General features: G+C 55.4%; 15 protein-coding genes and 1 tRNA gene. 7 read left to right on the forward strand and 9 right to left on the reverse strand.

From position 1 onward, the window contains the following. The first annotated feature begins 2 nt into the window (after positions 1 to 2). The 5 genes from BMY16_RS13915 to BMY16_RS13935 all read left to right on the forward strand — a co-directional run bounded on the left by BMY16_RS13915 (position 3) and on the right by BMY16_RS13935 (position 6,158). A complete protein-coding gene (locus BMY16_RS13915; RefSeq protein ID WP_091843654.1) occupies positions 3 to 2,939 on the forward strand; it encodes a golvesin C-terminal-like domain-containing protein in 2,937 nt (978 codons plus the stop codon). Between the two features lie 14 nt (positions 2,940 to 2,953). Continuing rightward, the gene (locus BMY16_RS13920) at positions 2,954 to 3,298 is read left to right on the forward strand and encodes a hypothetical protein (RefSeq protein ID WP_091843656.1); all 345 of its coding nucleotides are present in this window, start codon (positions 2,954 to 2,956) and stop codon (positions 3,296 to 3,298) included. Between the two features lie 3 nt (positions 3,299 to 3,301). Further along, positions 3,302 to 5,275, forward strand: coding sequence for a YgiQ family radical SAM protein (locus BMY16_RS13925; protein ID WP_091843658.1), 1,974 nt, complete (start codon positions 3,302 to 3,304; stop codon positions 5,273 to 5,275). Next, on the forward strand, positions 5,199 to 6,011 hold the full coding sequence (locus BMY16_RS13930; protein ID WP_091843661.1) for a hypothetical protein: 813 nt from the start codon (positions 5,199 to 5,201) through the stop codon (positions 6,009 to 6,011). The genes BMY16_RS13925 and BMY16_RS13930 overlap by 77 nt, the downstream gene beginning before the upstream one ends. Positions 6,012 to 6,081: 70 nt before the next feature. Next, positions 6,082 to 6,158, forward strand: a tRNA-Arg gene (locus BMY16_RS13935). A gap of 54 nt (positions 6,159 to 6,212) precedes the next feature. Here the strand turns inward: BMY16_RS13935 and BMY16_RS13940 are convergent. Genes BMY16_RS13940 through ilvD form a run of 4 tightly spaced genes read right to left on the reverse strand, consistent with a single transcriptional unit; the run spans position 6,213 to position 11,079 of the window. Then, positions 6,213 to 6,953: an acyl-[acyl-carrier-protein] thioesterase gene (locus tag BMY16_RS13940; protein WP_091843664.1), complete on the reverse strand. Its 741-nt coding sequence runs from the start codon at positions 6,951 to 6,953 to the stop codon at positions 6,213 to 6,215. Continuing rightward, positions 6,946 to 7,485, reverse strand: a complete 540-nt coding sequence (gene ilvN, locus BMY16_RS13945; protein ID WP_091843666.1) for an acetolactate synthase small subunit — start codon at positions 7,483 to 7,485, stop codon at positions 6,946 to 6,948. The genes BMY16_RS13940 and ilvN overlap by 8 nt, the downstream gene beginning before the upstream one ends. A 24-nt stretch (positions 7,486 to 7,509) precedes the next feature. Next, positions 7,510 to 9,225 carry a biosynthetic-type acetolactate synthase large subunit gene (gene ilvB / locus BMY16_RS13950; protein ID WP_091843668.1) on the reverse strand — a complete coding sequence of 572 codons (1,716 nt, stop codon included), beginning with the start codon at positions 9,223 to 9,225 and terminating at the stop codon, positions 7,510 to 7,512. A 48-nt stretch (positions 9,226 to 9,273) separates the two neighbouring features. Next, a complete protein-coding gene (gene ilvD / locus BMY16_RS13955; RefSeq protein ID WP_091843671.1) occupies positions 9,274 to 11,079 on the reverse strand; it encodes a dihydroxy-acid dehydratase in 1,806 nt (601 codons plus the stop codon). Positions 11,080 to 11,203: 124 nt separating this feature from the next. On the opposite strand from ilvD, the gene BMY16_RS13960 reads away from it, so the two are divergent. Together BMY16_RS13960 and BMY16_RS13965 are read left to right on the forward strand one after the other, a co-directional pair. Beyond that, the gene (locus tag BMY16_RS13960; protein ID WP_091843674.1) at positions 11,204 to 13,669 is read left to right on the forward strand and encodes a glycoside hydrolase family 2 TIM barrel-domain containing protein; all 2,466 of its coding nucleotides are present in this window, start codon (positions 11,204 to 11,206) and stop codon (positions 13,667 to 13,669) included. Between the two features lie 147 nt (positions 13,670 to 13,816). Beyond that, positions 13,817 to 14,020 (forward strand): HU family DNA-binding protein, encoded by a 204-nt coding sequence (locus BMY16_RS13965; protein WP_244513068.1) that lies wholly within the window; start codon positions 13,817 to 13,819, stop codon positions 14,018 to 14,020. A 36-nt stretch (positions 14,021 to 14,056) separates the two neighbouring features. On the opposite strand, the gene BMY16_RS13970 is transcribed toward BMY16_RS13965, so the two are convergent. From BMY16_RS13970 to cobJ, 5 genes are all read right to left on the reverse strand, one after another. Further along, the gene (locus tag BMY16_RS13970) at positions 14,057 to 16,408 is read right to left on the reverse strand and encodes a C10 family peptidase (protein WP_170836123.1); all 2,352 of its coding nucleotides are present in this window, start codon (positions 16,406 to 16,408) and stop codon (positions 14,057 to 14,059) included. 16 nt (positions 16,409 to 16,424) lie between these two features. Continuing rightward, positions 16,425 to 17,708 (reverse strand): histidine-type phosphatase, encoded by a 1,284-nt coding sequence (locus BMY16_RS15360; RefSeq protein ID WP_139207241.1) that lies wholly within the window; start codon positions 17,706 to 17,708, stop codon positions 16,425 to 16,427. Between the two features lie 42 nt (positions 17,709 to 17,750). Further along, entirely contained in the window at positions 17,751 to 18,668 is a 918-nt protein-coding gene (gene cbiB, locus BMY16_RS13975) for an adenosylcobinamide-phosphate synthase CbiB (RefSeq protein ID WP_244513069.1), read from the reverse strand. Positions 18,669 to 18,744: 76 nt separating this feature from the next. Further along, on the reverse strand, positions 18,745 to 20,310 hold the full coding sequence (locus BMY16_RS13980; RefSeq protein ID WP_091843681.1) for a cobyric acid synthase: 1,566 nt from the start codon (positions 20,308 to 20,310) through the stop codon (positions 18,745 to 18,747). Positions 20,311 to 20,346: 36 nt separating this feature from the next. Further along, entirely contained in the window at positions 20,347 to 21,756 is a 1,410-nt protein-coding gene (cobJ, locus tag BMY16_RS13985) for a precorrin-3B C(17)-methyltransferase (RefSeq protein WP_091843684.1), read from the reverse strand. Between the last annotated feature and the right edge of the window lie 11 nt (positions 21,757 to 21,767).

The following is a 21,767-nucleotide window of genomic DNA, read 5'->3' on the forward strand; positions in this document are numbered from 1 at the left end:
CCATGAAAAAGATTCTCACCATAGCCCTTTCCCTGCTGCTGACACTCCCTGCAGACATGGCGCTGGCAGCCAGAAAGAGGGTTGTGAAACCCATCGACCCACAAAAAGAACTAAAAGACAAGCTGAATCGTTATTTCAACGGCTATCGTGTGAGTTCACAGGTACTGCGTAATCGCAGTAAGCTGGCTGAACTGCAGATCAACGACTCACTGCGCACCATCGAGGTGAGTGCCGATACCCATTTTGGCGAGCAGGTGTTTACGCCTGAAAGCGTCAGTACCATCTACGACGCCGTGAGGGCCCTGATGCCCGACAGCGTGGCAGACTATCAGCTGACCATCAAGACAGGTGGCTGGTCGCTGGAGCAGTTGGTACCCAATCGTCTGAAACCTGCTGAGGATAAGACCCGTTCGTGGGGCGACATCAACTATAAAGGAAAACCTTGGGTGAGCAAAGCCTCGCTACCCTTCGAGATAGAACATGGTCTGCAGAACCGTCATCTCTGCGTGTGGGCCAGTCACGGCCGTTATTTCCACATCAAGGACAGCACCTGGAAATGGCAGCGCCCTCCCCTCTTCGGTACCCGTGAGGACCTCTTTACACAGACCATCGTCACCCCCTACCTCATCCCTATGCTCGAAAGGGCGGGTGCCATTGTGTTCACACCCCGTGAGCGCGATTGGCAAAGAAACGAGGTGATTGTAGATAACGACACGCCAGAGAGCGGTTATATGGAGACCAGGGGCAACCATCGCTGGAACCACTGTGACTCGACAGGATTCGGACTGCACCCAGGGGTCTACGTAGACCTTGAGAACCCCTTCGAACAGGGAACATCGCGACAGACATCGACCGTTGACGGCCCCCATCATCAGAGTACCGTCGTCTGGAAACCCAACATCCCCGAGGCTGGACGCTATGCGGTCTATGTGAGTTATCAGACTTTAGAGAAGAGCATCGACGACGCCCACTATACTGTCTGGCACCAGGGTGTGCCTACGGAATTCCACGTCAACCAGCAGATGGGAGCCAAGACATGGGTCTACTTAGGTTCCTTCGACTTCGATGCAGGACAGAGCGAGCGCAACTGCGTGACGCTCTCGAACGTGAGCAAGCACCATCATGGCGTGGTTACAGCCGATGCCGTACGCTTCGGTGGCGGTATGGGTAACATCCGCAGAGGCTACACCACCAGCGGTCTGCCGCGTTGTTTGGAGGGCTCGCGCTACTATGCCCAATGGGCGGGCATGCCCTACGAGGTGTACAGCACGAAGAATGGTGAGGATGACTATGGCGACGACATCAATGCTCGCAGTTATATGGCCAACTTCCTCGCTGGCGGTTCAGTATATATACCTGACACCACCGGACTTAAAGTACCCCTGGAATTGTCGCTGGCCGTTCATAGCGATGCAGGTTTTACCCGTGACGGACGATCACACACGGGTACATTATCTATATGTACCACTTATCTCAACGACAGCATCTTCCGTACTGGGCGTTCACGACTCGCCTCGCGCGACTTTGCCGACGAGCTGCTGACCTCGGTATCTTCAGACATGGCACGCCTTTACGGCAGCTGGCCTACGCGTGAGATCTATGACCGCAATTATTCTGAGAGCCGTTGTCCAGGTGTGCCCAGCGCCATCCTTGAGACGATGTCGCACCAGAATTTCTGGGATATGCGCTACGGACAAGACCCTAACTTCCGCTTCGACTTTGCACGCAGTGTCTACAAGGCCATCCTGCGCTATGTGAGTAGGATGCACCACACGAAATACGTGGTGACGCCACTGGCTCCCAACCGTCTGCGCGTAGAACTCACAGGCAAGGGCAGCGCAAAACTCAGCTGGCACCCTGTAAAAGATCCCGACGAGGCGACAGCAGAGCCCACGGGCTATATCGTCTATACAGCCATTGGCAAGAATGGATTCGACAATGGCCAGTATGTCAAGGGCAAGAACACGAGCATCACCATCGACCTCGAGCCCCAACAGCTCTACTCGTTCTACGTGACGGCAGTCAACGAGGGTGGCGAGAGCTTCCCCTCTGAGACAGTCTCTGCCTACGACGTGCCTGGCTCACAGAAATCAGTACTGATCGTGAACGGCTTCCACCGTCTGGCTTCGCCTGCTGTCAGGAACAATGCAGCCGAACAAGGTTTCGATATGGAGATGGACCCTGGCGTCACCTATGGTCGTACAGCAGGATGGCTGGGATATCAGACCAGCTTCGACAAGACCCAGATGGGCAGGGAGACGCGTACAGGACTTGGTTATACCAACGACTCACTGATGGGACAGTTTATTGCGGGCAACGACTTCAACTATATCCGCACACATGCGGAGGCCATCGCCTCGGCACAGCGTCTCAGCATCTCCAGCTGCTCGGCAGAGTGTCTGAACACCAACGAGGTTCGTCCTACGGAATATCAGATGATGGACCTCATCCTCGGACTCGAGAAGAACGACGGATGGTCGCTGCGCCAGTATCAGGCCTTCCCACCCATGCTGCGCCAACACCTGCAGCTGTTTACAAAGCGTGGAGGTGCCCTGCTTGTCAGCGGCTCCTATATCGGCTCCGACATGGCTGCACCTGCTGAGCGTCGCTACTTGGAGGATATTCTGAAGGTATCCTACGAGGGCATTAACTGCGACAGTCTGCAGCGCGACAGCATCCAGGGCCTTGGTACAACCTTCGATTTCTACCGCCATCTGAACGAGACCCACTACGCAGCCACACATCCGGAGATTCTCCAACCCGTGGCACCTGCCTTTACGGCTATGGCCTATGCCGACAGCTACAGCGCCTGTGTGGCCTATGACGGCAAGGACTATAAGGCCATGACCATCGGGTTCCCCTTCGAGTGTATCAAGGACGAACAGAAACGTCTCTCACTCATGCGAGGCATTCTCAGATTCTTATTACCAACCCAATAAAAAATTTAAGCCAAATGAAAATCCAAACTAATTCTTCAGGGACAAGAAACATCGAGGTAACAGAACTGCATCTGGCAACCATCGAGAAGTATCAACTCTTCCGCGACCTCATCGACAGCAACGGCTATGTAGATGAGCAGGTGCTCGACAAGCTGAAGCTGAACATCCGCTCGCTACTCTCTGGCGACGCTGGCAAGGACAAGGCACTGCTCGACCTCTGCCTCGACGTCATCTACCATCCAAACATGAAGGCCTTCGGGCTGCAGCAGCTGGTGCTGCTCTACATCAACTGGAAGAACCAGTCCAACGACAATCTGGGCATGACCGTACGCTCCTTCCAGGGAACACCATTTAATTGAAGATTGAAAGAATATAGGCTGACGGACTTTCTGCCAACGACGAAAAAGGAGTTGGAGCTACGGGGATGGGATGAGGTGGACATCATCTTGTTCTCGGGCGATGCTTATGTAGATCACCCTTCTTTCGGTGCAGCCGTTATCGGGCGAACGCTTGAGGCTGCAGGCTTCCGTGTGGCTATCGTACCTCAGCCAGACTGGCATGGGGATTATCGTGACTTCAAGAAGTTAGGGCGCCCACGTCTCTTCTTCGGCATTGCCCCTGGATGCATGGACTCGATGGTGAACAAATACACCGCCAACCGTCGTCTGCGCTCGGAGGATGCCTATAGTCCTGACGGGCGTCATGACATGCGGCCTGAATACCCTACCATCGTCTATTCGAAAATCCTGAAGGAGCTCTTCCCCGATGTGCCTGTGGTCTTAGGCGGTATAGAGGCCTCGCTGCGACGCATCACCCACTACGACTATTGGCAGGACGAACTCAAGAAATGTATCCTTTGTGATGCAGGTGCCGACCTGCTCATCTATGGCATGGGCGAGAAGACCATTGTGGAACTGGCCAGAAGGCTCGCTGCCGGTGTTGCCATTGGCGACATCTGCGACATCCCGCAGACGGTCTATCTCTCGAGGAAAGAGAACATCCCCGGGGGTATACGCGAAGACGACCTCGTGCTCCACTCGCATGAAGAATGCCTGAAAGACAAACGAGCCCAGGCAGAGAACTTCCGACATATTGAGGAACAGTCGAACATGATGCATGCCCAGCGCTTGCTGCAGGGTGTGGATGGCCGTTTTGCGGTCATCAATCCTCCCTACCCTCCTATGACGACAGAAGAACTCGATGCCAGCTTCGATCTGCCCTACACACGTCAGCCCCACCCCAAATACAAAGGCAAGCGTATACCTGCCTACGACATGATCAAGTTCTCCGTCAACATCCATCGCGGCTGTTTTGGAGGCTGTGCCTTCTGCACCATCTCCGCCCATCAGGGCAAGTTCATCTCCTGCCGTTCTAAGGAGAGCATCCTCAAGGAGGTGAAGCAGGTCATGGAGATGCCCGATTTCAAAGGCTATCTCTCCGACCTCGGTGGTCCTTCGGCGAATATGTACGGCATGGGGGGCAGGAACAAGAACGCCTGCGAGAAATGCCGTCGCCCCAGTTGCATTCATCCGCAGATTTGTCCGAATCTCAATACCGACCACTCAAAACTGCTCGACGTCTACCACGCCGTAGATGCCCTGCCTGGTATCAAGCGCAGTTTCATAGGCAGTGGTGTGCGCTACGACTTGTTGCTGTATCGCAGCAAGGACGAGGCTTCGAATCGTGCTGCCCAAGAGTACACCCGTGAACTCATCACGCGCCATGTGTCAGGACGTCTGAAGGTGGCACCCGAGCACACCAGCGAGCGTGTGCTCTACCTGATGCGCAAGCCATCGTTCCAGCAGTTCTATGAATTCAAGCGCATCTTCGACCGCATCAACCGCGAGGAAAACCTCCGGGAGCAGATCATCCCCTACTTCATCTCCTCCCACCCTGGCTGTCATGAGGAGGATATGGCTGAGCTGGCCGTTATCACCAAGGGCCTCGATTTCCACCTCGAACAGGTGCAGGACTTTACGCCTACGCCCATGACCAATGCCACGGAGACCTGGTATACGGGCTACGATCCCTACACCCTCGAGCCCATATTCTCTGCCAAGACTCAGCGCGAAAAGCTCGCCCAGCGCCAGTATTTCTTCTGGTATAAGCCCGAGGAACGCAGGAACATCGAACAGAGTCTGCGACGTATCGGGCGCCCTGATTTAATTTCGAGACTTTATAGCGGCATGGCGCCACAAACAGGCGGCTACAAGCCTGCTGGAGGCCCTAAACCGAAATCATATAATCCAAACTTTAGAAATGAAAATAATCGAGCAAAGCGTCATTCCGAAGAGTCCCAAGAAGAAAAGCGAGGACGGAATCGTCGTCACAAATGACTTCATCGCTGTCATCGACGGCTCTACATCGAAGACGCCGCGCCGCCATTGTCCGCTGACGAGCAATGGGCGTTATGCCATGCTGCTCATCAGCCGTTATATCCGTAAGATGCCTGCCAACATCTCGTGCCGTCAGTTCTGCCTGAATGCCACGAAAGTCATCCGTAGCCACTATCGCTGGCGCTTCCCCGTCAGTCGTATGCAGGAGCACCCAGAAGAGCGCCTCTGTGCCTCCGTCATCCTTTACAGTCGACTGCGCAGGGAGATATGGCTCGTGGGCGATTGCCACGGCCTGATTGGTGGCGAATACGTGGATAATCCCAAGCCCTACGAGCAGCCCCTGGCCGAGATGCGCGCCAAGAAGGTGCGCGAACTCCTCGCTGAAGGCATGACGCAGCAAGCACTGTTACAGCCCCACGACCCAGCCCGTGAAGTGATGATTCCCACGATGCTCGAGGTGATGCACAACCAGAACGTCACCTATGCCGTGATTGACGGTTTTCCCATCCCCGAGGATAAAGTGCCCGTCATCGCCCTCGACTTCCGTCCCTGGGAGATTGTCCTTGCCAGCGATGGTTATCCGCATCTGGCCCCTACCCTTGCAGAGACTGAGGCCTGGCTCGATGAGCAGCGTCGCAACGACCCACTGAATATTGGCGAATTTAAGGCCACAAAAGCCTTCGTAGAGGGCAATAACTCCTTCGACGACCGCTCTTACATAAGATTTATTGTCTGAAATTTGGAAGTTTCCAAATTTTTATTTACCTTTGCAGCCGATTTCCCTTAAGGAGGTCACCTATAAGGTCGGTCTGGTAGCTCAGCTGGATAGAGCAACTGCCTTCTAAGCAGTAGGTCTCGGGTTCGAATCCCGACCGGATCACCAAGAAATAATCCCTGCCGTTTGGCAGGGATTTTCTTTTTTCTGGCAGAAGTTTTCTTATTTGAAGATTACTTTGCTTCTGCAACACTCCACGTCGCCATCCTTGCAGATGCGGATGCAATATTCGTTGTCGCCCGTCTGCTCACGATAGAAGCTGAGCGAGTCGCCTTGATGGGCCTCAGCCACGTAGGCAATCTCGAAGCGCTTGATCTGATGCTGGCGATACCAGTCGAGATCCCAGAGGTCGAGCACATGCTCGATATACTTTACGGAGTTGATGTGACCATTGATATCCACATCGTTATAATAGGTCTCGATGCTACGCACCAGCTTCGCCTCGTCACCCATTTTTACGCGTCCGCCTTTGTCTATCGGACACTCCTTATCGTCGACAATCCAGTTGTTGATGGCCCCGTTGTCGATGGCATAGATATCCGTAGGCTGGCGGCTCTCCGTGTCGATCATCGCCCAGATGGAGCGCCCATAGCCATACACCTTTCCCTCAGCATCCACCACACGGAAATTACGCGAGGTAAAATAGCGCATGGCACTCTCCACCCACGTCTCCACGTTAAACTTGGTGTACATCCTGGGCATCTCGTCCATCTCGATAGCCAGACGCGAGAGCACCCAAGAGCGCTGGATGGTCATCAGATAGTTCATACCGAAGCCACGAGCCGAAGAATGGAAATCAGCCGCATTCAGCATGTGGTTGCCCAGATGTCCCATAAAGAGCCGCTGCGAGAAGTCGCAGTGGAAAGGCTCTGCCATAAACTCATATATTCCTACCTTATCCATTTTCACGCTCCTCTAAGAATGCACTTACCTGCTCCTGCATGCCACGGGTGACGGCGATACGGCCGCTACGGGTGTACTGCAACACACAACCAAAAGTATCGAGGGCACGGAACAACGAGATGATATCCTCCGTCACACCATGCATCATCACGATGGTATAGGTGGGGTTCACCTCGATGATGCTGGCCTGGAATCGGCGGATGGTTCGCGAGATCTCAGGATTCTCGAGCACCATCGGCGTGGCAAGCTTGTAAAGCCCCGACTCACGGATAAACAACTGATCGTCCGTGAAATAGTTGGCCTTCACCACATCGATACGCTTCTCTATCTGGCGGGTAATCTTGATAATCTGGTCTTCGTCGCTCCAGGCGGTGATGGTGTACTTATGCACCCCCGGAATGCTCGAGGCACTCACGTTCAGGCTCTCGATATTTACCTGACGACGTGTAAACACAGCCGTCACCTGATTCAAGATACCAGCCACGTTCTCGGAATATACTAACAAGGTATATAATTTCTTCTTCGCTTCCATTCTTACTGTTTTACCTTTTTACCTTTACACATTTACCTCCAGCATCATATCATCCACACTCATGCCCGGAGGTGTCATCGGCAGCACATCGTCGTTCTCCATAATGGCACACTCCAGGATATACGGACCTTCCGTGGCGAGCATCTTTTCGACGGCTGCCTTCAAGTCCTTACGATCCACCACAGCAGCATAAGGAATGCCATAGCCCTGGGCTATCAGCTCGTAGTTGGGGTTGAGCATCTTCGTAAACGACTTGCGGCGCTTCCAGAACATATCCTGCCACTGGCGCACGTTGCCCAGATAGTGGTTGTTCATCAACACCATCTTCACAGGACACTGCTGTTCCATGATGGTGCCGAGTTCCTCGATACACATCTGGAAACCACCGTCGCCCGAGAAGCTCACCACCGTTCGCCCTGGGGCGCCAAAGGTGGCTCCGATGGCTGCAGGCATACCATAGCCCATCGTTCCCAATCCACCACTGGTACAGATGCTGCGCTTCTTGGGATACTTGAAGTAACGCGTTGCAAATAGCTGGTTTTGACCAACATCCGTCACCAATACGGCATCACCCTGTGTTGCCTCAGCCACAGCGTTCACCACCTCACCCATCAGCAGCGGACCCTCCTTGGGGTGGATGGCAGGCTCTATCACCTTCTTCCACTCTTTCTCCTGCAAGGGCTTGAACGAGTCGCGCCACTCCTGATGGTTTGCCTTATTCACCAATTCCGTGAGGGCGGGCAACGACTCCTTACAGTCGGCAATCACCGCCACAGTCGTCTTCACGTTCTTGTCTATCTCACTATGGTCGATATCCAGATGGATCACCTTCGCCTGCTTGGCATAGGTCTTCAGATTACCCGTCACGCGATCCGAGAAGCGCATACCGATGGCAATCAGCACGTCGCACTCCTGCTCTTTCAGGTTGGGTGCGTAGTTTCCGTGCATACCCAGCATACCCACATTCAGCGGATGTGTACTGGGCAGTGCCGAAAGCCCCAGCATCGTACGTCCGGCAGGGATATCGGCCTTCTCGAGGAAGCGCACCAGCTCCTGCTGGGCATTACCCAATTCCACACCCTGTCCTACCAGCGCCATGGGTTTCTTCGCGCTGTTGATCAGTTCTGCGGCCTCGCGCACAGCGTTCATGTCGAGTTTGGGATAAGGCACATACGAACGGATGAAGTTACACTTCATGGGCTCCCAGTCGATTTCCTCAGTCTGGGCGTTCTTGGCAAAGTCGAGCACCACAGGACCAGGACGGCCTGTGCGGGCGATATAGAACGCACGGCTCACGGCCCACGCCACATCCTCGGCATGACGTATCTGATAACTCCACTTTGATATAGGCTGCGACACACCTACGAGGTCCACCTCCTGAAAGGCATCGGTACCAAGGGCACTGATGGGCACCTGACCAGCTATCACCACGATGGGCGTAGAGTCGAGCATGGCATCGGCAATGCCCGTCAACGTATTGGTGACTCCCGGGCCACTGGTCACCAAGGCTACGCCTACCTCACCACTCACGCGGGCATAGCCCTCGGCAGCGTGGGTAGCACCCTGTTCGTGTCTCACCAGGATATGGTCGAAACACTTCTTCTCTCCTCGCGTATAATCGTAAAGCGCATCGTAAACGGGCATGATGCTGCCACCGGGGTAACCGAAGATGGTCTTCACGCCCTCCGCCTGCAGCGCCCTCATCAGCGCCTTCGATCCTGTAATTCTATCCCTTAACATCAATTCTCAATCTTCAATCTTCAATTTTCAATCTTCAATCTTCAATTATCAATCTTCAATGATTCTCACTCCTCCCTTATCGGCACTGCTCACGCTCTGGGCGTATGCGCGCAAAGCCTTAGACACCACGCGGTTACGCTTCAGCGGCTGCTGTGGGCGCTCTGCCAGTTCCTCGTCAGAGAGCTTCACGCAGATCGAACGGCTGGGGATGTCGATCACGATGATGTCACCATCCTTGATCTTTCCGATGTTACCGCCATTGGCAGCCTCGGGCGAGATATGTCCGATGCTCAGGCCACTGGTACCACCCGAGAATCGTCCGTCCGTAATCAGGGCGCACTCCTTACCCAAGTGCATACTCTTGATATAAGAGGTGGGATACAGCATCTCCTGCATACCAGGACCGCCCTTCGGCCCCTCGTGGGTGATCACCACGCAGTCGCCACTCTTCACCTTACCACCGAGGATGCCCTCACAGGCGTCTTCCTGCGAATCGAACACCACGGCAGGACCCTCGAAGTGCCACAGGCTCTCATCCACGCCAGCGGTCTTCACCACACAGCCGTCCTGAGCAATGTTTCCGAAGAGCACAGCCAGTCCGCCGTCCTTCGTATAGGCATGCTGCAGGTCGCGAATACATCCATTGGCGCGGTCGGTATCGAGTGTACCCCACTCCTCGCTCTGCGAACCCATCTTCGTCGAGAAGCGGTTGCCGGGAGCCGTCTGATAGATACGGTTGGCCTCTGCATCCACAGGGCCGTCCACGATACTGTATTTCTTCATGGCCTCAGCCAGCGTCATGCCGTCCACACGGGGGGCGGAGCCGTCGATAAGGCCACCCTTGTTCAGTTCATTCAGGATGCCCAAGATACCACCTGCACGTCCGCACTCCTGTACAGAATACTTCTGCGTGTTAGGAGCCAACTTACACAGGCAGGGCACACGACGCGAGAGCTCGTCGATATCCTTCATCGTGAAGTCGGTGCCAGCCTCCTGGGCCACAGCCAGCAGATGGAGCACGGTGTTCGTCGATCCACCCATGGCGATATCCAGCGCCATCGCGTTCATAAAGGCCTTGCGGGTGGCGATGCTGCGAGGCAGCACGCTCTCGTCGCCGTCTTCGTAATATGCAAAGGCGTTCTTCACCACCTGACGGGCAGCAGCCTTAAACAGCTCCACGCGGTTGGTATGCGTAGCCAGGATCGTTCCGTTGCCAGGCAGACTCAAGCCGATAGCCTCCGTAAGCGAGTTCATCGAGTTGGCCGTAAACATACCCGAGCAGCTTCCACAGCCAGGGCAGGCACATCCCTCTATCTCCTTCATCTCCTCATCAGTCACCGAGGGGTCGGCACCCTTCACCATGGCCGTAATCAGGTCGGCATTCTCACCGCGCCACTTACCAGCCTCCATGGGGCCTCCCGAACAGAACACCGTGGGGATGTTCAGTCGCATCGAAGCCATCAGCATACCCGGCGTCACCTTGTCGCAGTTCGAGATGCAGATCATGGCGTCGGCCTTATGGGCGTTCACCATATACTCCACGCTGTCGGCGATGATGTCGCGCGAAGGCAGTGAATAGAGCATACCGTCGTGGCCCATGGCGATGCCGTCGTCGATGGCAATGGTATTAAACTCTGCCGCATAGCAGCCCATCTTCTCTATCTCCTCACGCACAATCTGACCGATCTCGTGCAGGTGGGTATGACCAGGCACAAACTGCGTAAACGAGTTCACGATGGCAATGATTGGCTTACCAAACTGCTCATGCTTCATACCGGTAGCCACCCACAGGGCACGGGCTCCGGCCATTCGTCTGCCTTCCGTGCAGACCGCACTTCTCAACTGATGTTTCATATAATAATGTGTATTATTTGCAAATTTAGCTGCAAAAATACATTAAATCTGTCAAATAGCCAACTATTTCAGAGAAATTTCGTATATTTGCAGCGAAATTATTGACCACTTATAACAAATTGCAATGAAAACAAGTCTACTAACGCTGTTCCTGATGGCTGTCAGCACAGCCGTTCCGGCACAGCAGCGCTATGCCACCACCCTCTCCGACGGATGGAGTTTCTCACAAGACAAGCAAGCCTGGCAACAGGTCTGCGTACCCCACGACTGGGCCATCAGCGGACCCTTCGACAAGAAATGGGACCTCCAGCGCGTCGCCATCGAGCAAAACGGCGAGACTGAGGCCACCGAGAAGAGCGGGCGCTCAGGTGCCCTGCCCTGGATTGGCGAGGGCCACTACAAGCGCACCATCACCATCCCTGCAGGCTGCACCCATGCCGAACTCCTCTTCGATGGCGCCATGGCCGAGCCCACCGTCAGCCTCAATGGTCAGAAGGCAGGCTACTGGGCCTATGGCTACAATGCCTTCCGCGTGGATATCACCCCCTACATGAAGGCTGGCGACAATCTGCTCGAGGTCGATCTGCAGAATGTCGAAGAGAGCTCGCGCTGGTATCCCGGAGCGGGCATCTACCGCCCTGTCACCCTCATCACCACTGGCGATGACTGGATCGACCTCTGGAAGACCTTCATCCGCACCACCCACCTCAGTGCCGACGAGGCCACGGTGGAAGTCACCGTAGGCAGTGGCAGCCCGCTCAACGCCCGTCTGGGCTTCGAAGTAGAACTGCGCGATGCCAAGGGCCGTCTCGTGGGACATGAGCACGCCTCGGACATCAGCGACTCAGGAGAGTCCAACCTCACCTTCACCGTCGCCAATCCCCATCCATGGACACCCGAGACACCTTATCTATACACAGCCCGCATCCGATACATGCAGAATGGTCAGTTGCTCGACGAGGTGACGCAGAAGTTCGGCATCCGCACCGTCAAAGTGTCGCGCGAAGGCGGCTTCCAGCTCAATGGCGCCACCCGTAAGATCAAGGGTGTATGCCTGCATCACGACCTCGGCCCCTTAGGTGCCGCCGTCAACAAAGCCGCCCTCATCCGCCAGATCAAGACCATGAAGGATATGGGCTGCGACGCCATCCGCACCTCCCACAACATGCCCTCGCAGATGCAGATGGACCTCTGCGACTCCCTAGGCATGATGGTCATGGCCGAGAGCTTCGACATGTGGGTCTATCCCAAGTGCAAAAACGGCTACGCCCGCTTCTTCCACGACTGGGCTGATAAGGATATCACCAACCTCATCCTCGCCAACCGCAACCACCCCTCGATCGTCATGTGGTCGATAGGCAACGAGATTCCTGAACAGGGCAGCGAACAAGGCCTCGAAATATCCAGACGGTTGCAGTCGCTCTGCCACCAGCTCGACCCCACGCGCCCCGTCACCCAGGGCCTCGACCATGCCGAAGCCTCTATCAAAAGCGGCGTGGCCACCACCATGGACGTGCCTGGCTTCAACTACCGCGTCCACAAATACCAGAACAGCATCACCCAGCTGCCGCAGGGTTTCCTGCTCGGCTCCGAGACCGCCTCGACGGTCAGCTCGCGTGGCGTCTATAAATTCCCCGTCGCTGTGACCGACAACTCACAATATGCCTCGTGGGCACCCACCTACGACCCCAACGCCATCAAGCAGGCCGACGGCCAATGCAGCAGCTACGATGTGGAATACTGCTCGTGGTCTAACCTGCCCGACGACGACTGGGTGTGGCAGGACGACCAGCCATGGGTCATTGGTGAATTTGTGTGGACGGGCTACGACTACCTCGGCGAGCCCACGCCCTACGATGAATACTGGCCTTCGCGCAGCAGCTACTTCGGCATCTGCGACCTCGCCGGACTGCCCAAAGACCGCTACTACCTCTACCGCTCCCACTGGAACAAAGAGGCTCACACCATTCACCTCCTGCCCCACTGGAGCTGGGGACTCACGAAGAAAGACAAGGGCCATCGCATCGGCAAGGTGACGCCCGTCTTCTGCTACACCGACTATCCCGAGGCCGAGCTCTTCGTCAACGGCAAGAGCCAGGGCCGCATCAAGAAGAATCCCGCTGAGCGCCTCGACCGCTATCGTCTGCGCTGGAACAACGTCAGATACCAGCCTGGCGAACTCAAGGTCGTGGTCTTCGACGATCAGGGTCGCGAGGCCGGTTCCGAGGTCATCCGCACCGCTGGCGCCCCTGCCAAACTGCAGCTCGACGTCTGGACAGCCGATGCCCACCTGAAGGCTACTGGCGACGACATGGCCTTCGTCACCGTCTCTCTGACGGATGCCGATGGTACGCTCATCCCTCAGGCCGACGACCAGCTCACGTTTGAAGTCTCAGGTGCAGGCACCTTCCAGGCCGTCTGCAATGGCGATGCCACGAGCCTCGAACCGTTCACCGAGCCCACGATGAAGCTCTTCAACGGCCAGCTCGTCGCCATCGTCCGCAGCGCCGCCCAGACAGGTACCCTCACGCTGAAGGTCACCTCGCCCCGCCGAGGCCTCACCCAAACCGTCGACATCCCCGTGCAGTAAGCGTACACGCCCCTTTGTCATCTCGACAGCCCCCTTGTCATCTCGAGCGCCCCTCTTTGTCATCTCGACTAAGCGCAGCGCATGGAGAGATCTCATGAGATATCTCGACTACGCTCGATATGACAGGGAATGTTTAATGTTTAAAGTATGAGTCAGAAGTTTATTAAGTCAAAGAACAACAACCAGTACAATGCAGCCTACGGGCAGTATTTCGCCACGGCAGTGTACAACAGTCATTTCGTGGGAACCGACGAGTTGGCGGAGTTCATCCAGCGTCAGGCCAGTGTGAAGAAGAGTGACATCACGGCCGTACTCACGGCACTGGGAGCCACCTCGTGCATGGGTATGTAGACAAGCAGAAGCGGAAGCCGAGTGGCTTCCGCTTCTTTATTTCACAACTCGTTTCTGGCCGTGGATGATGTAGATGCCCTTGGGCAGCGATTTCAGTTCTGAAGATTTGCCTACGCGCACACCGTTGAGATTGTAGACATCGGCATCTTCCTCGTCGAGTTCAACAGGCGCAATGCCCGAGCCACCTGTTATATTGAAGATGGTGTCGGAGTTCAGACCGTTCAGTTTCTTATTTTCACCACGTTCTATGGCATAGACGATGATGCCATAGTATTCATCGACATTCAGGTCATTGAATTGGAAGGCGATATCCATGGATTGTCCGACGGCGAGCTTGACATTTACGGTCTGAGAATTGACGCTATGATAGGTGCCTTTCGCCTCTGTGTTGTTATAGAGGAGGATACGCAGAGCGTCGTTGTAGGTCTCCGTACCGTTGTTAGTCAGCGACACCTTACCGGAGAGCCGTTGGCCAGCAACCTTCCTGACGCGCCCATTGGGCTCGCCTGCACCGTCGACCATCACCTTGTCGATGGAGATCTCCACATCCGCCATACTCATCTCAGCCACTTCGACGGAGAAAGAGTAGAGCTGCGTGTCGCAGTTTTCCGAGCTGCCGCTCACCACGAAGTTGAACGTACCGCTGCGCTGGGGCGTGTATTCGAGCGTGACTTCGCCCGTAGCTCCGGGATCGAGGTTCGTACCACCTCCCGCCAGTAGCTGGTAGCTGTCGACGCCCGCCTCGATACTGGCATTACCCCAAACGAATACTGGCGCATTGAACGACTCGTTTTTGTCGGTGAGATTGATGGTGATCGCCATGGGCTTTCCCACCCGAGGCTCTTCGCTCACCGTTACAGAGTGGATGTCGAAGTTGAAGGGCCCTTTTGCCGATACATTGCCTTGGGTGGTGGTGGTCATCGTGGTGCCGCTGATGTCGACTTCCACATACGCAGCAAAGGCTTTCTGTCCCCAAGTCCATGCCGTAGTGCCCGACTCCCTACTAAGGATGCGAATCTGGTATTTCCCATCGCTCAGCCCCGAGCCGAAGGCCACTGGTCTACCCATGCTGATACCTTTATTGAATGGGAGGGCATCGGTTTTATACACGTAATTGACCGCATCTTTCAGCGGAGCCTGTTCCAGAATTTCCACCAGCTTACGATCCTGATAGAGTGCTATGGCATAGTCGTATTCGCGGTCTACTTCAGGATACGACGTGTTGAAGAAGCTGAAGCTTACCGTGATGGCCGGGAAGTCGGCGGATGTCGAGGTGCGCGTGTAAGAGCCTTTGTCGTCTTTGATGGAGACCCGCTCCACACTGAAGCGTGTTGTTTTCTCCAACGGCTCAGCAGCGGGCTGTATGCCAATGACCGCATACTGAACGTAAGAGTACCCGCTCGAGCCCGCATTGCCACCAGTGTACTGGTATGTAGGATTGAGCGCTGAGAGCAGGAAGTAGTCATCGCTACTGCCGCCCCAGCCCCAGTTGACGTGGTAGTAGCCCGCGCCACCCTTGACCTCATAGCCGTCGATGACAAATTCATGGCCTACCTCACCCCTACCCGACGACACCGAGTTGCCGGAGTAGAGCACAGGGCGCTTGGCAGCCACTTCGCTATAGATCAGCGCATCCCACGATCGGGCGGTATAGACATAACGGGGCACGAATTCTGTGGTCTCCGCATACCCGAAATCATAGCGCAGCGCTTCACTGACCAGATGACTCTTGGCACTCGAGCTCTCTTTACCATACTTCATAAACACCTTCTCACCGCAGTCGGCCATCAGTTTGGCCACCGCATCGGCAGCAGCACCCGTATCGGTATCCGAGTACGAGGTCTTCATTTGACTCCAATTGTAGCTGGCGGGCCACTGGTAGTAGTGCATCACCTGGGCCATCGCCGTAGCCACACAGCCCGTAGGACAGCCTTCCGGACAGAGGTTGTTGAAGGGCGCCCGCTGATTCCACTTGGCCTTGACGAGGGGTGCCACATCGGAGTGGGTAGGCACATCAGCGCGGGTAAAGGCTTTCGTGGCGATGCCCACATGATAAGCTTCGAGCAGGGCCTGCAGGGCAGGCGGAGCCGTCTGGCTGTCGTAGGGGGTGCCACGGCCATAAGCCAGCACGGCAGGCAGATCGTCGTCGGCGCTCATCACGACGTAGCCCGAGGGGCTGTTGAATACGAAGATGCCCGCATCCTCACCATCGGCCACCTCTGTGACGGCACGGGTGAGCTCTATGGCCTCGCCACGCGTGGTGGCAGCTCCCTGCTGGCGCAGGAAATCCATTGCGGCACGCTTGGCAGCCTGCTCGCTGACGGGCGCAGCAAGGGTCGTCACCAAGCCAACGATCCAGACGAACGTGGTAATCAGAATTCTTTTCATACGCATCATGTTTTTTTTAATAGGAGGCATCGACGATGGCATCGTATTCGGCCATGGCCTCAGCCATACGGGCATCGAGGTCGGCAAGGCGGTAGAGACCGTCTTCGTTGGCCGTGAGACCATCGACGGTGATGGATTTGACCATGGGCGTCTCGTCGAATGAGAGCAGGCTACGCTGCTGCAACTGATCGACAGACTGATAGACCAGATTGACGGCGACATAGTCGTCGGTGCCGTCGCTCCATTTCTCGAAGACGAGCTTCGAACCGATGGGGGTATGCAACTCGAGGGCGTGCTCGGTTTCAGGGAACACGAAACCCAGGGCGGCGCCTATGCTGGCCAGATTGGAGTCGTGGCCACAGAGGAACATGATTTTGCGGTCAGGGTGCTGCAGCTCTTCGCGGATACGGCTCACCAGCGGATAGGCGAGGTTGACAGCAGCTGAGTGGGTGGTGAAGAGCAGAGCATCGTAGACCTCTTTCACAGCACAGATATCTCGCCATTGCTGGATCGTGAGTTCATGACCAAAGGCAGTCATGCTCTCCGACTCGTAACATTGCAGTACGAAGGCGTCGGCCACACTGTTGGCAAGGGTATAACCGCCCTTCATCTTGGGCTCATCACCCTTTTCGAGCTGGAACTGGGTATCGTCGAACCAGAAGTGGGTGGTGTCGCCCTGAAGCGCCGCAGGGGAGTTGGCCATGTCGAGCACTTCTTCCATGAGCTTCAGCGTGGGCTGTACGCGCTCCATCCAAGCCTTCCATCCACCATTCAGGTTGTTCATCTCGGCAACGACCTTCATACGGTAGATATCGTTCATCTTAGTGAACTGGGGCGTGAAGACGGGATCCATCTTGTCTTCCTCAAACTTATGGGTGATCTCCACATTGGCAAAGGGCAGGAAACCCACAGAGAAGTATTTGGCGGTGGCAAACGTACGCTGGCGGGAGTTGGCGTAGAAGAGCACCTCGTCGCCCTCAGGACGATAGTTATCGGGCAACAGCCCTTCGTTGACTACCCACTTGCGGAAGAACTGGCCCATCTCCGTTTCGAGCACACCTCCGCGCAGAGACAACTGACTGCTCGACGACGTCCACTGGAACCACTCGTGGGGCGTGACGCGCTTGTAGGCCGCACCTCCGGATGACAACGGGGAACGGATGTTATGACGACTCATCACCACCACCTCTTTGAGTTTATACTTCGCACGGAAGTCGTCCGAACGCTGGATCTGTGCCTGAACATCGATGCCCCAGAGGGTCAGGATGGCAGCCATCACACTGAGAAAAACATGCTTCATAAGCCCAATAGATTTTACTTGATGGGGCAAAGATAGTGTTTTTCAGGCAAAAAACCAAGGAATTATGGAAATAATTATCACCATGAGGATTTCGGCCACGCGATTGACTCGGATGGCGATGCGCATGTCGTCTGTGGTGAGCGGACGGTCGTTGGAACCTATATAGGGCTTGGGGAAGAGCTGGCCGAAGTAATAATGAGGGCCTCCGAAACGACAGTCGAGGATGCCTGCGAGGGCGGCTTCGGGATAGCCACTGTTGGGCGAGGCGTGGTTGTGTCCGTATTTAAGGACGAATTTGAAAATTGAGAATTGACAATTGATAATTGCATGTGGCAGTATCATCAGGAAGGCCGTGAGACGGGCAGGGATATAGTTGGCCACATCGTCGATATGGGCAGCCCAGCAGCCGAAGTCGCAATAGCGCTCCGTACGGTAGCCTATCATCGAGTCGAGCGTGTTGACCATCTTATAGGCCAGCATACCAGGGGTGCCGAGGAGGGCAAACCAGAACAGCGGGGCAATGACACCATCGCTGAGGTTTTCGGCCAATGTCTCGAGGGCTGCGGTGCGCACTTCCTGGGCAGAGAGTTCGGAGGTGTCACGACCCACGATGCGGGCTACCTGTGCCCTACCCTCTTCCAACGAACGATCGAGGGCGAGGAAGACGGCACGCACTTCGCGGATGAGCGTGGTGCCTGCGAGGCAGTAGAAGACGATGATGGCGTCGAAGAGAAGTAAGATGTATGATGTGAGATGTGAGATGTAATGGCGGAGGGCGAACGTGAGGGCGAAGACGGCGATGATGAGGGTGACGGCCATGAGGGCTCCTTTGAGGCGACGATGGGAACCACGATTGAGGCGGTGCTCGCCAAAGGCAATGATCTTACCAAACCACACCACAGGGTGCGGCAGGCGCTGGGGATCGCCCACCAAGAGGTCGAGCAACCAACCGATTAGCATTGAGCATTGAGGATTGAACATTGAAGATTGAAAATTGAAAATTAAAGCTTAATGCTTAAAGCTCAAAGCTTAAAGCTTAAAGCAACAAGATCTGATAGATTTTTTCAAGGTCGACGTGATGGCGCACATGATCAGCAAGGCGGTTGTATTGTTCTTCCTTGAACGCCTCGTAATTGAAGGTGCTCGCATCCAGACCAATCTTCTCGGCATAGGGACGAAGCAGGAAGTCGACAAAGGGAGCATTGTCGAGGATGCCATGGACGTAGGTGCCCATGCACTTGTAGCCAACGATATAACCATCAGGACGGCCATCGGAGAGGTGGAGCAATGGTGAGGCCGGAGCATCACCAAAGGGACGCGTCTCACCCATGTGGATCTCGTAGCCCTTTAGGCTTTGAGAATTGAAGATTCTTGGACTAGCCAAGCGGCAAAGCCGAGCGGAAGATTGAAGATTGAAAGTTGAAAGCTGAGCGGAGACTTGGCGGGTGCGCTTGAAGCCACTCATGGTGGTGGTGACGGGAAGAAGGCCGAGACCAGGAAGGCGCTCGATGTCGCCCTCAACATGATCGGGGTCGCACACCTCGACACCCATCATCTGATAACCGCCACAGATGCCCAATACCGTAGCCCCTTCGCGATGGGCACGAATGATGGCCTGTGCACAACCGTTACGACGCAGTTCGTAGAGGTCATGGAGCGTGGACTTGGAGCCAGGCAGGATGATGATATCAGCCTTGAGCAGGTCGTCGACATTATTGGTATAGAAGAGGTGGATGCGGGGATCCTGTTCGAGGGCGTCGAAGTCGGTATAGTTCGAGAGGTGCTGCAGCATGACCACAGCCACGTTGACCTTGCCCAGTTCGAGTTGCCACGATTTCTGGGCGAGTGCCACACTGTCTTCCTCCTCGATATGGATATCCTTGAAATAAGGTACAACGCCTAAGACGGGGATGCCACAGAGGTCTTCGAGCATGCGACGGCCCTCGTCGAAGAGGCGCAGGTCGCCACGGAATTTATTGATGATGATGCCCTTGATGAGTTGGCGGTCTTCAGGCGACTGGAGGGCGATGCTGCCATAGACGGAGGCGAAGACGCCCCCACGATCGATATCACCCACGAGGATGACATCAGCCTTGGCATGACGCGCCATGGGGAGGTTCACCAGATCGGTATCGCGGAGGTTGATCTCGGAGATACTGCCCGCACCTTCCATCACAATGGGGTTGTACTTTCCTGACAAGCGGTCGAAAGCCTTACATACCTCCTGACGATAATCAGGAGTATCGTCTTGTCTCCCTGTCTCCTTGTCTCCTTGTCTCCTCCAATAATCATAGGCACTCTTACTGCCCATGGGCTTACCATGGAGCACCACCTGCGAGGTGTGGTCGCTCTGGGGTTTCAGGAGCAGCGGGTTCATATCCGTCTCACAGGGGATGCCAGCGGCCTCAGCCTGAACAGCCTGCGCACGACCTATCTCCAGTCCATCGGGCGTGGCATAGGAGTTGAGGGCCATGTTCTGCGCCTTGAAGGGGGCAGGATGATACCCGTCTTGCAGGAATATTCTGCAAAACGCAGCAGCGAGGACACTCTTACCCACATCGCTCCCCGTCCCCACAAACATCAGCGGATGAAGTCTTTCCATCTTCAATTTTCAATCTTCAATATTCAATTTTCAATCTTACAAATCCCTTCCTGGTTTAAGTTGTTCTGCATCGTCGAAGGTGAGGATGGCATTGCAAAGGGTGGCTGCGAGGTTGCTACCGCCCTTGCGCCCTTCGACGATGATCTTAGGAATATCGCGGAAGGGCTTTACCATGTGCTTCGATTCACGCACATGAACGAAGCCCACAGGAGCAGCAATGATGCCAGCAGGACGCGCCTTCCCCTTACGAATCAGGTCGCAAAGTTCCATCAGGGCCGTTGGGGCATTGCCAAAGGCGAAGAGCGCATCAGGATGTTCCTCGACGGCAAGGCGGATACCTACCTGAGTGCGAGTGATATTCTCATTGACCATTTCTGCGACACGAGGATCTGAGAGATAACATTTGGCCTCGATGCCCAGACGTTGGAGAGCCCCCTTGCGAATACCACTGGTGACCATCGTCACATCGGTGATGATGGTCTTGAGTTCGCCTGAGCGCACCTTCTCGTAGAGCGTCTTCACAGCCCCTTCGTCGGTATAGAGGATGCGCTCCATCTCGAAGTCGGCTGTGGTATGGATGGCATGGAGCAGGGCCCAGAGATGATCCAAAGGATAGTCTTTGCGCGACAGTTCGCTGGCAATGGTGCGGAAGGATTCGATCATGATGTTCTGACCTTTACTGCCTCCGCCATCGGTGGATGCTGTATAATATCCCCGAGGCGTGATGAACTGACCATCGGAGATATAGGATTGTGAGTTGCCGATGAGGATGACGGTGAACATATCGACATCCTCAGGGTCGAAGGCTGCGAGGGTGGTGAGTTTCACCTCCTCATCCTCACGCCCTGCCTGACGCACATAACCTACAGGCGTCTCTGCAGCACGCTCCTGCAAGAAGAGCTCCTGCAGACGGTAGAGCTGCCAGTAGCGGCCATGCGACTTAGGGTTGTAGATGGCTGTCACGAAATCGCCTGTGGCAGCAGCCTTGATGCGACGCTCGATGACCTCCCAGGGCGTCATCAGGTCGCTGAGGGAGATGATACACAGGTCGTGGCCTATGGGAGCACCAAGCAGGGAGGCGGCTTTCTGGAAAGCGGAGATGCCCGGGAGGACTTCTATATCGATGTCCACACGCTCCGTTTTTCGTTTCTCACTTCTCATCTCAAGGATGAGAGGCGCCATGCCATAGATGCCTGCATCGCCTGAGGAGATGACCACAACGGCCTTTCCCTGTTCTGCCAGGGCGAAGGCCATCTCAGCGCGCTCACGCTCTTTCTTCATGCCTGTGTCGATGCACTCACACCTAGGTTTCACCTCGGATTCGATGAACTGGAAGTAGTGTTTATAGCCCACGATGGCATCAGCCGTGCGGATGGCATCGAGCACGGCAGGGGTGATGTCCTGCGGACTGCCTGGGCCTATGCCTGCAATGATGATTTTTCCCATATCTCTTTGGA

The sequence above is a fragment of the Prevotella sp. ne3005 genome (assembly GCF_900110085.1).
Classification (GTDB): domain Bacteria; phylum Bacteroidota; class Bacteroidia; order Bacteroidales; family Bacteroidaceae; genus Prevotella.